The following is a 15,123-nucleotide window of genomic DNA, read 5'->3' as shown; positions in this document are numbered from 1 at the left end:
CTTTTTTAATTTTCTGTTGTTCTACCAGGGCTCGAACCTGGAATTTCAGGACCAGAATCTGACGTGTTACCATTACACCATAGAACAATACGCTTATTTGCTGTTAACTCTCTTTCGTTAACGGGTGCAAATTTACAGCTTTTTTTGATTGCTCCAAATTTTTATGCCCATTTTTTTAATCTTTGAACAAATTATTAATCTACTTGTTTGATTTACAAAAGTAAAAAAAGAGATAAATTTGATAACATCACTCAGATACTAATTTTATGGATTATATTTGCAGATTCGTAATTACACTTTAAGACAAAATAAATGGATCAAACAGAATCATTGGTAAAAAAGATTGTAGAAGGCCTACAAGAGAAAAAAGGCAAAAAAATCGCAACAATAGACTTAACAAAATTATCAGGTGCCATATGTCAATATATGGTTATTTGTGAAGGTAACACTCCTACCCAGGTAGCTGCCCTTTCAGACTCTGTATGGGATTATGTAAGAAAAGAGGCGGGAGAAAAACCTATCTCCATCGATGGAGAAAGAAACGCTCAGTGGATAGGTATGGATTATGGCACGGTTCTTGTTCATATTTTTCTGCCGGAATTAAGAACTTTCTATAATTTGGAAAACCTTTGGGCAGACTCGAAGGTTATTCGAATACCGGATCTTGATTAATAACCGGAGATCATAAACAATATCGACTATCATTTATGGAGAATAACAACAACGCGTTTAATAAGCCGCCAAAAAACAACAAGACGAAGATGTTCCGCTTTAATCTGTATTGGATGTATGGAATAATTTTCATCATGCTTGCAGCTTTGTATATGACAAATGATTCGTCTACAACGAAAGAGATGGGTTGGACTGAGTTTCAGAAGCTGGCGAACAAAAACGTTTTTGAAAAAATAACCGTATTCAATAAAAAGAATACACTGGAAGCTACTATTAAAAAAGGACAACTGGGCGTGGTTTTTAAAGAGGATTCGGCTTTAGTGGGCGATTCGCCTATGGTCTTTGTAAAAATCCCGTCGGCTGACAAGTTTTCCGATTTTTATGACAAAGCGGTTGAAAAGAACAATATCGATACTTCGGTAAGCTTTGAAGAGGGTGATGATACATTCTGGAATTTCTTTATTTCCTTTGGTCCTATCATCCTGCTTGTACTTGTATGGATATTCCTGATGAAAAGAATGTCCGGAAATGCCGGTGGTGGTGCCGGAGGTGTGTTTAGCGTGGGCAAAGCAAAGGCTCAGCTATTCGACAAGGATAACGATAAGAAGGTTACCTTTAAAGATGTTGCCGGACTATCGGAAGCAAAACAGGAAATTGAAGAGATTGTTGCATTCTTACGCAATCCGGAAAAATATACCGAACTTGGAGGTAAGATTCCAAAGGGTGCTTTGTTGGTAGGCCCTCCGGGAACCGGTAAGACTTTATTGGCAAAGGCTGTGGCCGGCGAGGCAAATGTTCCGTTCTTCTCTTTATCCGGATCCGACTTTGTAGAAATGTTCGTAGGGGTTGGTGCCTCAAGGGTACGCGACCTGTTCCGTCAGGCTAAAGAAAAGGCTCCCTGTATCGTATTTATTGACGAGATTGATGCAGTTGGTCGTGCCCGTGGTAAAAATGCCAACATGAACAGCAACGACGAACGCGAAAATACGCTGAACCAATTGCTGACAGAGATGGATGGTTTCGGATCAAACAGCGGGGTGATTATCCTTGCGGCTACAAACCGGGCTGACATATTAGACAAAGCTTTGCTTCGTGCCGGACGTTTTGACCGACAGATACATGTTGAGTTGCCCGATTTGAACGAGCGTAAAGAAATTTTTGGTGTGCATCTTCGTCCTATTAAGATTGACGAAAGTGTGGATGCCGAATTCCTTGCCCGTCAGACTCCCGGTTTTTCCGGAGCTGATATTGCCAATGTTTGTAACGAGGCTGCCCTTATTGCAGCTAGGGGATTGAAGAAATTTGTGCAGAAGGAAGACTTCATGAATGCGGTAGACCGCATTGTGGGTGGTTTGGAGAAAAGATCCAAAATAACAACTGCCGAGGAAAGACGTAGTATTGCCAACCACGAAGCAGGTCATGCATCGATCAGCTGGCTACTCGAACATGCCAATCCATTGGTGAAGGTAACCATTGTTCCGCGAGGAAAAGCTCTGGGTGCCGCCTGGTATTTGCCGGAAGAGCGTCAGATTACAAATAAAGAGCAGCTGCTTGATGAGATGTGTGCTACGTTGGGTGGACGCGCAGCAGAAGAGCTGTTCATGGGAAAGATTTCTACCGGAGCTTCCAACGACCTTGAAAGGGTAACCAAGCAGGCTTATGCCATGGTTGTTTACTTTGGTATGAGCGACAAGTTGCCTAACCTCAACTATTACGACTCAACCGGTCAGGAATGGGGCTTTACTAAACCTTATAGTGAAGATACAGCCAAACTGATTGACTCAGAGGTGCAGAACATCATCAACACGGAGTATGCAAGAGCAAAACGCATCCTGCAGGAAAATGCAGAAAAGCATCATCAGCTGGCCAATGTATTGCTTGAAAGGGAGGTGATTTATACCGAAGACGTTGAGCATATCTTCGGAAAGCGTCCGTGGATTTCACGTTCACAGGAGATTCTGGATCTGCAGGAAAAAGCTGCAGAGGATAAGCCGGAACCTGCAGCCAATCCGGATGTTCAACCCGAAGCTACAGAGACAGAACAATAATTAGTTAAATTAATAATTAATAATAGGTAATGAGGCAGGAAAGTATCTTTTGAAGATTACTATCCTGCCTCTTTTTTACTATTTATCAATTTATTATCTATATTTGCAGCCTGAAACACAAACATAAGTCTATCTTGAAAAATCTAATTATACGAGGGCTTACCGGAGCAGTATTTGTTGCCGTATTAGCAGGAGCTATTTGCTATAATCCCTATACGTTTCTTGCTTTATTCAGTATACTCACAGGCTTATTGCTCTGGGAATTCTATAGTTTGCTAAAGGAGTATTTTCCATCCGTTCCAAAACGTATTGGAGGTACCATCGGCGGTATGTATCTTTTTGTGGCTACCTTCTTACATGCAAACGGTCTGGCTGAAAGCCCCGTATTTACACCTTATCTTGCGTTTTTAATCTATCTATTTGTTTCGGAACTTTACAACAAGCAGCAAAATCCGTTAAATAATCTGGCTTATTCCCTGTTTGCGCAGGTGTATTGTGCCGGAACTTTTGCCCTTTCCAATTACATCGTTCTTGGAAAGAATGAAGAAGGGGCGATTATCTTCACTCCTCTCCTGCTTATGGCTCTTTTTATATTCGTCTGGATAAACGATACGGGAGCTTACCTGGTGGGATCTCAATTTGGGAAACACAGGTTATTTGAACGTATCTCTCCAAAAAAGTCGTGGGAAGGCTTTTGGGGAGGCCTTGTATTTGCTCTGGCAAGTTCCTTTGTTTTTGCCAACCTTAATCCGGAGATAAGCTGGTATAACTGGCTGGGACTGGCCGCCACAATCGTTTGTTTTGGCACATGGGGCGACCTGATCGAATCATTGATAAAACGCACAGTTGGGGTAAAAGACTCCGGCAAGATGCTTCCCGGACACGGCGGAATGCTGGACCGGTTTGACAGCATATTGCTTGCCATCCCGGCTGCCTATATCTACATTGAACTTTTTATTCGAAATTAAAGGTAAGAACAATCATTCGGGAAGTTACTTTGGATAAAGACTGGGTGTACCTCATCAGGGCTGCATCCTGAAGGTCGGTTCTGTCTTTTTCCAACAGATCGGCCAATCCGAAACAAAATTTAAGTTCCGGGCACAGTTTGAAGTATGGCAGGTAAAAATCGCAACCCAAGCCAAACTGAACACCATAATCCGTACTTTTAAGGAGTAAGGGATTGCCTTTCTTACGCCCAAGGTCCATACTACCATACACCCCACCTATAACATACGGCCGGTAGTTGTTGATACGGAATGCACTGTATTTGATATCCAGCGGAAACATCAGGTAATTGGATCGTACGGTGGTAGTAAACTCGGGCTCGTCGGCCACGTCGGCCCCTTCAAAGGAGCGGAACACAAACTTCTTATCACCAAAATGCAGCGTGGGCGAAAACCTCAGGTTCAGATTAGGGTTCAGATACATGTCTCCTATCACACCCACAGTAAAGCCGGGTGAGTACGAAGGAATCTCGCCGTACCACGTCTTCCCGTCGTCGCCGGCAACTCCCACATTGGTCAGAATCATATCCTGCGAATGCAACCCCACATGAAATCCCAAATGAAATAGCTTTTGGTCGGCATAAGGCTGATTTTTCACCTTCTCCTTCTGCGACAACAAAGGTCCGCAAAAGAAGAAACAAGACAAAAATAGAAATACGATCTGTTTCAATTCTCTACAATTTTTCAATAAAACGAATTTAATCTCCTTTTATTGCACAGCTGAAGGCGCAGGTTTAACATCCTGATATTGCCAATGCATCAATATGCAAAAAAAAGGGAGCTTGTACGCAAATAAAACGAAAACTTATTTTTTTAATACAAAGAAAGCTCTATTTTTGCAGCAACTAATAGTTACAAATTTAAAAGGTTAAGAAAATGGCTTATTTAATTAGTGAAGATTGCATTGCTTGCGGTACTTGCATCGACGAGTGTCCGGTAGGAGCAATTTCTGAAGGCGATATCTATAAGATTGATCCTGAAATGTGTACAGACTGCGGTACTTGCGCTGATGTATGTCCTACAGAAGCTATCCATCCGGTAGCATAATTCAAGTAAAAGAGTAGGCTTTTTAAAGAATGCCTATATAGATAACGGGCTGTTTAATCTGAAACCAGATAAACAGCCCGTTATATTTTATCACGATGGGATTTTGCTCTTTTAAAAATCGATGGTTAATTTGATATCGCCCGAATCAGACGCATCGTTATCATCTGCATCATTGTTGCCTGCGGGCTTGGCTGAAACATCTCCGTTATGTTGCTGTATATATCCGATCACATCAGACAAACCTTCGATAAACTTCTCAAAATCTTCCTTATACAGAAAAATCTTGTGCTTTTCGAATGTTGCCTGCGCACCCTCTTTCGGTTGGACTTTTTTGCTTTCTGTTATAGCCAGAAACAAATCATCCTTCAGATTCCTCTTCACATCGAGGTAATATATCCTCTTGCCGGCTTTAATGGCTCTGGAATAAAGAATTTCTTTATCTCCTGTTTCAACATTCATTTTTTTCCCTGCATCTTCCATAACAGCAAATTTTGTTTATAAACACTTTCAAATCTTAATAATTTCCAAATATGGATATTTTTTTTTAAATAACTGCTATTTTAACGCAAAAAATCATAACGTATTGTATCATAATGTAAAAGATTGGGGTGATTAAATAAAAAAGATTGAATTGAAATATGAAAACAAAAAAGATTGCCTACCTTTGCATCCAATTTAAACAAAGTAGTTCCTTCAAACGATGATCAACAGAATTTTAATTCGCATTAAAGTTTTACAGATAGTATACGCATACTATCAGAACGGAAACAAAGACCTCAAAACTGCAGAAAACGAATTGCTTTTCAGTCTTCAAAAGTCATACGACTTATACCATTATTTCCTTCTTCTCATAGTTGAAACAACCAGACTTCAAAAAAGAGTGCTGGACAATCGCAAAAACAAGTATGTTCCAACCCAGGAAGAGTTGAATCCCAACACCCGATTTGTAGATAACCGCTTTGCTGCACAGGTAGAAGCAAACGAGTCTCTTTTGGCTTATGTGAAAGACAATGGTATTTCATGGAACAACGAAGAAGATTTTGTAAAATCGGTACTGGATATCATTTTAAATTCGGATATCTATGCTGATTATCTGGCAGATGCCAACGATTCTTACGAAGCCGACCGCGACTTCTGGCGGATTGTTTTCAAGAAACTGATCTGCGGTAACGAAGAAATCGAATCCTATCTGGAAGATAAAAGTATTTATTGGAACGACGACATTGAGATTGTTCAGACTTTCACGTTGAAAACCATCAAGAAGTTTTCAGAAAAAGAGGGAAGCAAACAGCCTTTGTTGCCAATGTTCAAAGATCAGGACGACCAGGAATTCGCTATCAAATTATTCCGTCAGTCATTATTGAAAGGAAGCGAATACCGCGAACGTATTCAAAAGCACATGAAAAACTGGGAGAGCGAACGTATTGCCAATATGGACCAGATCATCATGCAGGTTGCCCTGGCTGAAATCATGAATTTCCCAACAATACCTATCAATGTAAGCCTGAACGAATACATCGACACAGCTAAATACTACAGTACACCCAAAAGCGGTAATTTCATCAATGGAATTCTCGATTCTGTTGTAACTGAGCTAAAAAATGAGCGTTTGTTGATTAAAGATTGACAATTTTCGTTATATTTGCAATAATTACAAATAGAATCCAGTAAAACGTTTAAATTTTATAGCATGAACTTACTAAGTATTTTACTTCAAGCAGCAGGTGGCGCAAATCAGTGGTCAGGAATTTTAATGATGGTAGTGGTAGTAGCTATCTTTTATTTCTTCATGATCCGTCCGCAGCAAAAGAAACAGAAAGAAATTCAAAAATCACGCGAAGCTCTGAAGAAGGGTGACAAGGTGATTACAGCCGGTGGTATCTATGGTAAAATCAAAGAGATCAGCGACAACTATATGTCAATCGAAATTGCGGAAGGTGTAAACATCCGTGTAGACAAAACATCCATTTTTGCATCGGCAGAAGACGCGCAACAAAAGTAAAAAATAGTTACATGTCCCGACTTGAAGCTTTATTTTTAACATTCAAGTCTGCACCAAAAAAGATTAAAACTCTGTTACGCCGTCAAGGGTGGAAAGAAGTTTTAATCTTTTTCTTTTTTGTACTTCTTTCTCTGGGCTTTTGGATGCTTCAAAGTCTTCAGCAAGATTACGAAATTGAACTTATCATACCGGTCAGATATAAGAATGTTCCAGCCAATATTGCATTCTCCGACAAGTTACCAAACAATATCAAGGTAAAAGTCAGAGACAAAGGAAGTGTATTGCTAAATTACTCCCTGGGTGGAACACTTTTACCCATCGAAGCATCTCTTGGATCGCTTTCAGCCAAAGGTGGGACCTTTCTTATCAGCAAGAAAATAATTGAACGGGATCTGCTTAAGCAGATGATTGCAACCACTACGCTGATAAGCTTCGAGCCTCAGCAGATAGAGGTCGACTATACTCCGTTAAAGAGCCGAAGAATCCAGGTGGAGTTTAACGGGTCGTTACGTACAGAACCCGGATTCGGGCTGTCGGGAGAAATAAATATCACCCCTGCCACTGTGCAGGTTTATGCCGGCGAAGAAATTCTGGATAGTCTGATTACCGTACAAACAGTAAACACCAAGATTGAGAAAGCGAGAAAGACATTTACCCGCACGTTCAATCTGTTGCCGGTTAAAGGAGCCCGGTTCGAACCCGAACAGGTTACCATCACCTTCCCCATTGAAGAATATACGGAAAAAACATTGAATATACCGATCCAATGTAAGACATTGCCGCAGAATCTTACGCTGCGGACCTTCCCATCCATGGTGCAGGTTACCTGCAATGTGCCTCTTTCGCGCTTCAACCAGCTAAAGGAAAGTGATTTTGCAGCCGAGATAAACTATTCGGATCTGGAACAGAACATTTCGGGTACGGTATCAATCAAGCTGACAAAGAAACCCAACTGGATTCAATCTCCCACGGTGCACCCGGACAAAATTGAATTTATACTGGAACAAAACAATTATTAATGAAAACCATCGGCATTACAGGAGGTATCGGCAGTGGAAAATCGGTAGTCTCCGCTCTGCTGGAGCTATATGGCATCCCCGTTTATATAGCGGACGAAGAGAGCAAACGACTTACCCAATCATCTCCGGTTATTCGCAAGGGGCTTATCGAACTGTTTGACGAATCGATCTACACCGGCGAAGGCCTCGACAAAAGAAGACTTGCCTCTCTGATATTCGGCAATCCGCAGATGCTGAAAGCGGTAAACAGCCTTATTCACCCGGAAGTATATAAAGACTATCTGCAATGGGCCGAATCAAAGCATACTGAGCTGTGCGCCCTTGAATCGGCCATCTTGTTTGAATCGGGTTTTGACAAACTGGCCGACTATACGGTTATGGTATATGCTCCGGAAGAGATTCGGATACAACGTGCCATGAACCGTGATAACTCAAACCGTACAGATGTTACAAACCGTATTAAGAACCAGCTGCCGGATGAAATAAAGAGAGATAAATCGGATTTTGTAATCCTGAATGACGGTATTCAGGCCTTAATTCCTCAGGTAGAGTCTCTTTTAAAGCAAATACGGCCGACTCTCTAATCATAAATAAACAACAGATTCATACAAATATATAGCTGTTTGGAAAAGATGTTATATATTTTTCGGGTCCGTTTGTCAATAGTTCGGTATTCTTATGTTACATTTGCACATTCAAGTTTAACACTATAGAAAAGAAAATTATGTTGAAGACTATCTTGTCTATTTCCGGCAAACCCGGATTATTTAAACTGGTTTCTCAAGGTAAAAACATGTTGATCGTAGAATCGTTGGTCGACAAGAAAAGAGTCCCTGCTTATGCCAAAGATAAAGTAATTTCCTTAGGAGATATCGCTATCTATACGGATGAGACAGAAGTTCCATTGCATGAAGTACTTACTTCTGTAAAAAATAAAGAGAACGGAAACCTGGTATCAGTTAATCCAGCCGCCAAGCCGGAAGAGCTTCGTGCTTTCATGGCAGAAGTGCTTCCTGATTTTGACCGCGAACGTGTATACCCAAGCGATATAAAGAAACTTATTTCGTGGTATAACATCCTGATTAACGCAGGAATTACAGACTTCACTCCGCAGGAAAATACGGAAGAGGCTGAAGCTGAAGCGGAAACAGAGAATTAAAAAATAAAGGCGTCTGAATTTACATCAGACGCCTTTGTTTTTCTTAGAATATCGGGTTGCTCACCTTTTCATCCAGTAATGCCAGCTTGATAACCTGACTGATATCGTCCACATAATGGAATTCCAATCCTTTCAGATACTCTTCCTTTATCTCTCCGATGTCCTTCTTATTTTCCGAACATAAAATAATGGTCTTAATCCCGGCACGCTTGGCTGCCAATATCTTCTCTTTGATACCTCCTACCGGCAACACTTTTCCACGCAAGGTAATTTCGCCTGTCATCGCCAGGTTAGGCTTTACCTTCCGCTGTGTGAATGCAGATACCAGCGATGTAACCATAGTTACCCCGGCACTTGGACCATCCTTGGGTATGGCTCCTTCGGGCACGTGAACGTGTACGTTCCAGTTTTCGAAAAAGTCTTCGCTAATACCAAACTGACCTGCGTGGGCATGGATGTATTCCAGTGCCAACATGGCAGACTCTTTCATTACATCACCCAGATTACCTGTCAACGTTAACTTCGATCCTTTTCCTTTGCTTAAGCTCGACTCTACAAAGAGAATTTCGCCACCTACGGAAGTCCATGCTAGTCCTGTCACCACACCTGCATATTCATTGCCCTGGTATTTATCGCTATTGTAGGTAACTGCACCCAGATACTCGTGCAGGTCTTCCGGCATGATAGATTCTGGCACTACCTCGTTGGTGGCAATTTTACGGGCCACTTTACGTAATACCTTGGCAATCATCTTATCCAGTTCGCGTACGCCACTTTCACGGGTGTACGATTCCACAATCACCTGCAGGGTTTTCTTGGGGAACTTAACCGATTTCTTTGGTATACCATGCGCTTCCAGCTGTTTAGGCACTAAATGCTTGGCAGCAATCTCAACCTTTTCCTCAATGATGTATCCGCTCACCTCGATCAGTTCCATACGGTCCAGCAGCGGTTGCGAGATGGAATTGATATTGTTGGCTGTAGCTATAAACATTACCTTGCTTAAATCGTAATCTACATCCAGGTAATTGTCGTGGAAGGCATTGTTCTGCTCCGGATCCAGCACCTCCAGCAGTGCTGCTGCGGGATCGCCCTTGAAATCGGATGTAATCTTGTCAATCTCATCCAGAATAAACACCGGATTGGATGTACCGGCTTTCAGGATATTCTGAATAATACGTCCCGTCATCGCCCCGATATAGGTGCGTCGGTGACCGCGAATCTCGGCCTCGTCGTGCAAACCTCCCAACGACATGCGAACATATTTACGGTTCAGCGCCTCTGCCACCGATTTACCCAAAGAGGTTTTTCCCACCCCCGGAGGACCGTAAAGGCAGATAATGGGCGACTTCATGTCTCCCTTCAGTTTCAAAACAGCCAGGTGCTCGATGATACGTTCTTTTACCTTTTCGAGTCCGTAGTGGTCTCTGTCCAATACCTTCTCGGCATGCTTCAGATTAAAATTATCTTTGCTGTATTCGTTCCACGGAAGATTTACAAATGTTTGCACATACTGAGTCTGAATTGAGAAGTCGGGACTCTGCGGATGTAGCCGCTCCAGCTTTCTTAATTCTTTTTCGAAGGTTTCGGCAACTTCGGCCGACCATTTCTTCTTGGCTGCTTTGGCCTTCAGCGCTTTTATCTCCTGCTCGTTGATGTTTCCACCCAATTCCTCCTGAATGGTCTTGATCTGTTGCTGCAGGAAATACTCTCTTTGCTGTTGGTTGATATCCTCATGCGTTTTCAGCTGGATGGAATTCTTCAGTTCCAGAAGCTGGTACTCACGATTCAGAATAAACAGCAGGCGGTACGCCCGGTCCTTCAAATCACCTATGAGCAGCAACTCCATCTTCTCGGCACCATTCACCACGTTGGTACAAGAGAAGTTTACCAGATATATTACGTTGTTATTATTCTTGATTGAAAAGATCATGTCGCGGCTTGGATCTCCGGCCGACTTTAACATCTTGATCGTCAGATCCTTTATGGTTGATATCAGCGCCTCGAATTCACGGTCTTTCTTATCGGGCACAACGTCTTCAAGCAGCTCCACCTTCCCTTTCAGGTAGGGTTCCGTCTGCGTAAGCTCCTTCAACTCAAAGCGCTTCTTGCCTTGCAGAATGGCTGTTGTTGTTCCGTCCGGCATATCCAGTACGCGTACCACCTCGGCAATAACACCTATATTGTACAGGTCGTCCATCCCCGGATCGTCTGTTTCCCTATCTTTCTGGCATACTACGCCTATCAATATTTTTTTACCTTGAACTTCTTTGGCTAGACGAAGTGATTTCTGTCTGCCTATCATCACAGGCATGGCTATCCCCGGAAATAAAACCATATTCCGCAGAGGTAAAATAGGTATCTCGTTTCCAATATTCTCTATACCGTCCATAAAATCATCGTCAACATCGCATTCAGTAAGTATTGGAACTACCATTTCCATATCGTCGTCCAGATCGTCGTAAAGATCTTCGGTTAATTGCATCATTCTATTCTTTATCATACTTATTACATTATTATTGTATTCATGACAATAAACGTGCCAAAGATAATGAATATAAGACAAAATAGGATAAATTTGCAACCTCTTTAATATAGTATGGCAAATCCTTTTTTTAAATTTAAGAATTTCACGGTGTGGCACGACAAATGTGCAATGAAAGTAGGTACCGATGGGGTACTGCTGGGCTCGTGGGCATCTGTAGACGGATGTGACTCCATTCTCGATGTAGGAACAGGTACAGGGCTGATTTCCCTCATGGTTGCTCAACGCAGTGAGGCTGACATTCATGCAATAGATATCGACGAAGCCGCCTGCCTACAGGCTAAAGATAACATTGCGGCCTCTGCATACCGGAGCCGTATACAGGTAACATGCACCTCGGTTCAGGAATTTGCCGAAAAGACGGATCGCACCTTCAGTCACATTCTGTCCAATCCCCCCTATTTTCCTAACTCACTGAAAGGTCCGGACAAGCAACGCAACGCCGCACGACACAATGACACCCTGCCACTGGAAGAATTGCTCGCATCCTGTAATAAGATGCTTTCTCCCGAGGGAAAGATATCGCTTATACTTCCGGAGTCATTATCAGACGCATTAAACGAAATAACAACAAGCTACCGGCTGTATCCGACACGTCGCACTTTGGTAATGCCTACTCCCGGGTCTGCACCCAAGCGGATATTGGTGGAACTTTCACGTTCGCAAGAGACCGCCTGCGAGACCAGTCAACTGATCATTGAACTGGCCCGTCACCAGTACTCTGCTGACTATATCCAATTAACAAAAGAGTATTATTTAAATATGTAAGGCAGGCGTTTATCGAAGAAGCGGGTAACCTCTTCGAAGAAATTATGCACCTCCTTGGAAAAAGTGATCACCTCCGGTGTAAACACCTTCAGGGCAGCAGGTATCACATGAATATCGATAACAGCATCTGCCATAACAGGCTCGCCATCCAGGTGCATCACACCATCTTGCTGGCGGATGATCCTCACTTGTTTAGCCTTAAACGTCTTTATCTTACTGTTACGGTCTATCTGCTTGGTAAAAAGCTGAATGGCCAGTGGCGCTATATCCAATGGAGTAAAAGGAGATAAGATAGTAAGGTCCATCATCCCGTCCTGAATATTGGCATGGGGCGCAATAAACGCATTGTTCCCGTATTGCGAAGCATTGCCACAAGCAACCAAAAACGCCTTTTCCTTGATTGTCTGGTTGTCTACCAACAATTCGTAGGGTTGCGGACGGTAGCTAAGATACTCCTCAATGGTATTCTTTATATAGGTGATGGACCCACGTCTTTTCTCGGCGGCGAACTTCTGACTTACCGCCGCGTCGAACCCTACACCGCAGGTGCAGAAAAAGACACGCTGGTTCGCACTGCAGCAATCGATAGTGGTTACATTTCCCTTCAAAATAACTTCAAGCGCTTTTTTTGAATCCATGGGAATATGAAGCTCTCTTGCCAAGCCGTTTCCTGAACCTTTGGGCACAATTCCCAATATCGCCCTTGAGTGCAACATGGCACGAGCTATCTCGTTTACCGTTCCGTCGCCTCCAACCGCAATTATATAATCTGCCCCGGCATCCAATGCAGCCTGTGTAAGCACACTGGCATGTCCGGCATATTCCGTGAAAGATATGGTTAAAGCATGGTCGTTTCGGGAACAAATCTTTTCTATCATCCGGGGTATGGCTCTTTTAGAACCCACACCCGAAATCGGATTAATTATCGCATGTACAGATACCTTCTGGTTAATCATTGCATTTATTTAATTACAATTGGTTTGCAAATTTAATATTTTTGTAAAACTTTTAACGTGTTTGGGGTACCATAAGATATTTTTTACTACTTTTGCGCCTAGATTTGAAAAAGCACTTGTGTATAAAATGTAACAGATCTATGTTTTTCCGGAAACATTAAAGCGATATAAATCATTCTCTTTATTACAATATGAAACTTTTACAAGAGAAACTAGCAAAGTACGATATTCCGCAGAAGGCTATGGCCGCAGGAATTTACCCCTATTTCAGAATGATTGAAAGTGATCAAGACACTGAAGTTATCATTAGTGGAAAAAAAGTCCTGATGTTTGGGTCGAATGCGTACTTAGGATTGACAAATCATCCTAAAGTAAAGGAGGCAGCCATCGATGCTATCAAGAAGTATGGCACAGGTTGCGCCGGATCTAGATTCCTGAACGGAACATTGGATTTGCATATTCAGCTTGAAAAAAGATTGGCTGAGTTTGTTGGAAAAGAGGAGGCCATCATTTATTCAACCGGCTTCCAGGTTAATCTTGGCGTAGTGTCGTGTCTGACAGGACGAGAGGATTATATTCTTTGGGACGAATTAGACCATGCCTCCATTATTGAAGGTCATCGTCTTTCTTACTCCACCAAACTGAAGTACAAGCACAACGACATGGAATCGTTGGAAAAACAGCTTCAGAAGTGCGAACCGGACAAGATCAAGTTAATTGTGACAGACGGTGTATTCAGCATGGAAGGAGATGTAGCCAAGTTACCCGAAATTATTGCTTTGGCAAAAAAATACAATGCAAGCGTAATGGTTGACGAAGCCCACGGAATCGGTGTGTTAGGTAAACAAGGTCGCGGAACCTGCGATCATTTCGGTGTTACCGAAGATGTAGACCTGATCATGGGTACCTTCAGCAAGTCTTTCGCTTCCATCGGTGGTTTTATCGCATCCGACAAGGAAACAATCAATTACCTTCGTCATAATTCGCGCTCATACATCTTCAGTGCCAGCAACACTCCGGCAGCTACTGCAGCAGCAGGCGCAGCACTGGACATCATGTTAAGCGAACCCGAACGTATCGATCACCTGTGGAAACTTACCAACTATGCGTTGGAAGGATTCCGTACCATGGGATGCGAGATTGGTCATACTTCGACCCCTATCATTCCTTTGTATATCCGTGATAACGATAAGACCTTCATGGTTGTTCGCGATTTGTTCGACTTAGGTGTATTTGTAAACCCGGTGGTTTCTCCTGCCGTAGCACCTCAAGACACGTTGATCCGTTTCTCGTTGATGGCTACACACACACAAGAGCAGCTCAACCAGGCAATGGATGCTATCCAGACAGTATTCAAGAAATACGGAATCATTTAATTTTGATTCTAAATCCATACAGGAAAGCCCTGAACCGTTTTGGTTCGGGGCTTTCTTATTTTATCTCATTTCTTTCTTTTTTTTATCCTTTTACAAAAGTGTAAGAATAAATAGCTATTTTTGCATAACTACATATATTATACAGTAAAAAAAATGGATTTTAAACTAAATAAAGGAGGTTGCTGCATGAACTCCAAGGGCTGCAGCAAGAAACAAGATACCAAACTAAATACATACGACTGGCTATGCGACGTACCCGATGCGGCCAATGCCACAGACTATGTAGAGGTTCAATTTAAGAATACCCGTAAAGGTTACTACCTCAACAACACAAAAATCCCGTTGGAAAAGGGTGATGTGGTAGCCGTAGAAGCCAGTCCCGGTCACGATATCGGCACTGTAACCCTAACCGGCAAACTTGTTCTGCTTCAAATGAAAAAGAACAATGCACGTACCGAAGGGACCGAGGTAAAGAAGGTTTACCGCAAGGCTAAACCCAATGATATAGAGAAGTTTGAAGAGGCCAA

At 42.4% G+C, this 15,123-nt stretch carries 15 protein-coding genes, 1 tRNA gene and 1 pseudogene; 12 read left to right on the top strand and 5 right to left on the bottom strand.

Annotated elements, in window-relative coordinates; translation table 11 throughout:
- Positions 1-16: 16 nt before the first annotated feature.
- Positions 17-87, bottom strand: a tRNA-Gln gene (locus AB7E53_RS11445).
- Between the two features lie 225 nt (positions 88-312).
- On the opposite strand from AB7E53_RS11445, the gene rsfS reads away from it, so the two are divergent.
- From rsfS to AB7E53_RS11430, 3 genes are all read left to right on the top strand, one after another.
- Positions 313-672, top strand: coding sequence for a ribosome silencing factor (gene rsfS / locus AB7E53_RS11440; protein WP_079682735.1), 360 nt, complete (start codon positions 313-315; stop codon positions 670-672).
- A gap of 35 nt (positions 673-707) precedes the next feature.
- Entirely contained in the window at positions 708-2,720 is a 2,013-nt protein-coding gene (ftsH, locus tag AB7E53_RS11435; RefSeq protein WP_446775746.1) for an ATP-dependent zinc metalloprotease FtsH, read from the top strand.
- A 134-nt stretch (positions 2,721-2,854) separates the two neighbouring features.
- On the top strand, positions 2,855-3,688 hold the full coding sequence (locus AB7E53_RS11430; RefSeq protein WP_446775744.1) for a phosphatidate cytidylyltransferase: 834 nt from the start codon (positions 2,855-2,857) through the stop codon (positions 3,686-3,688).
- On the opposite strand, the gene porT is transcribed toward AB7E53_RS11430, so the two are convergent.
- Positions 3,675-4,394 carry a type IX secretion/gliding motility protein PorT/SprT gene (gene porT / locus AB7E53_RS11425; protein WP_079682738.1) on the bottom strand — a complete coding sequence of 240 codons (720 nt, stop codon included), beginning with the start codon at positions 4,392-4,394 and terminating at the stop codon, positions 3,675-3,677. The two genes, AB7E53_RS11430 and porT, sit on opposite strands and share 14 nt — an antisense overlap.
- A gap of 206 nt (positions 4,395-4,600) precedes the next feature.
- On the opposite strand from porT, the gene AB7E53_RS11420 reads away from it, so the two are divergent.
- Complete coding sequence (locus AB7E53_RS11420; protein ID WP_068178736.1) at positions 4,601-4,771, top strand: DUF362 domain-containing protein; 171 nt, start codon at positions 4,601-4,603, stop codon at positions 4,769-4,771.
- 111 nt (positions 4,772-4,882) lie between these two features.
- Here AB7E53_RS11420 and AB7E53_RS11415 read toward each other — a convergent pair whose 3' ends face one another.
- Positions 4,883-5,251 (bottom strand): DUF3276 family protein, encoded by a 369-nt coding sequence (locus AB7E53_RS11415; protein ID WP_446775742.1) that lies wholly within the window; start codon positions 5,249-5,251, stop codon positions 4,883-4,885.
- Positions 5,252-5,471: 220 nt separating this feature from the next.
- On the opposite strand from AB7E53_RS11415, the gene nusB reads away from it, so the two are divergent.
- The 5 genes from nusB to AB7E53_RS11390 all read left to right on the top strand — a co-directional run bounded on the left by nusB (position 5,472) and on the right by AB7E53_RS11390 (position 8,951).
- A complete protein-coding gene (gene nusB / locus AB7E53_RS11410) occupies positions 5,472-6,398 on the top strand; it encodes a transcription antitermination factor NusB (protein WP_079682739.1) in 927 nt (308 codons plus the stop codon).
- Between the two features lie 63 nt (positions 6,399-6,461).
- Positions 6,462-6,773, top strand: coding sequence for a preprotein translocase subunit YajC (yajC, locus tag AB7E53_RS11405; RefSeq protein WP_068178744.1), 312 nt, complete (start codon positions 6,462-6,464; stop codon positions 6,771-6,773).
- 11 nt (positions 6,774-6,784) lie between these two features.
- The gene (locus tag AB7E53_RS11400) at positions 6,785-7,792 is read left to right on the top strand and encodes a CdaR family protein (RefSeq protein WP_446775740.1); all 1,008 of its coding nucleotides are present in this window, start codon (positions 6,785-6,787) and stop codon (positions 7,790-7,792) included.
- On the top strand, positions 7,792-8,376 hold the full coding sequence (coaE, locus tag AB7E53_RS11395) for a dephospho-CoA kinase (protein WP_446775738.1): 585 nt from the start codon (positions 7,792-7,794) through the stop codon (positions 8,374-8,376). Before AB7E53_RS11400 ends, coaE begins: the two co-directional genes overlap by 1 nt.
- 140 nt (positions 8,377-8,516) lie before the next feature.
- Positions 8,517-8,951: a DUF5606 family protein gene (locus AB7E53_RS11390; protein WP_446775736.1), complete on the top strand. Its 435-nt coding sequence runs from the start codon at positions 8,517-8,519 to the stop codon at positions 8,949-8,951.
- 43 nt (positions 8,952-8,994) lie between these two features.
- Here AB7E53_RS11390 and lon read toward each other — a convergent pair whose 3' ends face one another.
- Positions 8,995-11,454, bottom strand: a complete 2,460-nt coding sequence (gene lon / locus AB7E53_RS11385) for an endopeptidase La (RefSeq protein ID WP_079682743.1) — start codon at positions 11,452-11,454, stop codon at positions 8,995-8,997.
- A 96-nt stretch (positions 11,455-11,550) separates the two neighbouring features.
- Between lon and AB7E53_RS11380 the strand changes: the two genes are divergently transcribed.
- Positions 11,551-12,264, top strand: coding sequence for a tRNA1(Val) (adenine(37)-N6)-methyltransferase (locus AB7E53_RS11380; protein WP_446771890.1), 714 nt, complete (start codon positions 11,551-11,553; stop codon positions 12,262-12,264).
- Here AB7E53_RS11380 and AB7E53_RS11375 read toward each other — a convergent pair.
- Positions 12,249-13,220 (bottom strand): diacylglycerol/lipid kinase family protein, encoded by a 972-nt coding sequence (locus AB7E53_RS11375; RefSeq protein WP_446775734.1) that lies wholly within the window; start codon positions 13,218-13,220, stop codon positions 12,249-12,251. The genes AB7E53_RS11380 and AB7E53_RS11375 overlap by 16 nt on opposite strands.
- 191 nt (positions 13,221-13,411) lie before the next feature.
- Between AB7E53_RS11375 and spt the strand changes: the two genes are divergently transcribed.
- Together spt and AB7E53_RS11365 are read left to right on the top strand one after the other, a co-directional pair.
- Positions 13,412-14,596 carry a serine palmitoyltransferase gene (gene spt / locus AB7E53_RS11370; protein WP_079682746.1) on the top strand — a complete coding sequence of 395 codons (1,185 nt, stop codon included), beginning with the start codon at positions 13,412-13,414 and terminating at the stop codon, positions 14,594-14,596.
- A gap of 153 nt (positions 14,597-14,749) precedes the next feature.
- Positions 14,750-15,123 (top strand): annotated as a pseudogene (locus AB7E53_RS11365) (hypothetical protein); the annotation flags it as partial.

It is taken from the genome of Macellibacteroides sp. (genome assembly GCF_050251695.1).
In the GTDB taxonomy this organism is placed as follows: Bacteria; Bacteroidota; Bacteroidia; order Bacteroidales; family Tannerellaceae; genus Macellibacteroides; species Macellibacteroides fermentans.
This window is presented reverse-complemented; position numbering and strand designations above follow the sequence as displayed.

Bases quoted from the DNA above. Each gene is read 5' to 3' on its own strand.
- rsfS (WP_079682735.1), top strand. From the start codon at position 313: ATGGATCAAACAGAATCATTGGTAAAAAAGATTGTAGAAGGCCTACAA.
- ftsH (WP_446775746.1), top strand. From the start codon at position 708: ATGGAGAATAACAACAACGCGTTTAATAAGCCGCCAAAAAACAACAAG.
- AB7E53_RS11420 (WP_068178736.1), top strand. From the start codon at position 4,601: ATGGCTTATTTAATTAGTGAAGATTGCATTGCTTGCGGTACTTGCATC.
- AB7E53_RS11415 (WP_446775742.1), bottom strand. From the start codon at position 5,251: ATGGAAGATGCAGGGAAAAAAATGAATGTTGAAACAGGAGATAAAGAA.
- nusB (WP_079682739.1), top strand. From the start codon at position 5,472: ATGATCAACAGAATTTTAATTCGCATTAAAGTTTTACAGATAGTATAC.
- yajC (WP_068178744.1), top strand. From the start codon at position 6,462: ATGAACTTACTAAGTATTTTACTTCAAGCAGCAGGTGGCGCAAATCAG.
- AB7E53_RS11400 (WP_446775740.1), top strand. From the start codon at position 6,785: ATGTCCCGACTTGAAGCTTTATTTTTAACATTCAAGTCTGCACCAAAA.
- coaE (WP_446775738.1), top strand. From the start codon at position 7,792: ATGAAAACCATCGGCATTACAGGAGGTATCGGCAGTGGAAAATCGGTA.
- AB7E53_RS11390 (WP_446775736.1), top strand. From the start codon at position 8,517: ATGTTGAAGACTATCTTGTCTATTTCCGGCAAACCCGGATTATTTAAA.
- lon (WP_079682743.1), bottom strand. From the start codon at position 11,454: ATGATAAAGAATAGAATGATGCAATTAACCGAAGATCTTTACGACGAT.
- AB7E53_RS11380 (WP_446771890.1), top strand. From the start codon at position 11,551: ATGGCAAATCCTTTTTTTAAATTTAAGAATTTCACGGTGTGGCACGAC.
- AB7E53_RS11375 (WP_446775734.1), bottom strand. From the start codon at position 13,220: ATGATTAACCAGAAGGTATCTGTACATGCGATAATTAATCCGATTTCG.
- spt (WP_079682746.1), top strand. From the start codon at position 13,412: ATGAAACTTTTACAAGAGAAACTAGCAAAGTACGATATTCCGCAGAAG.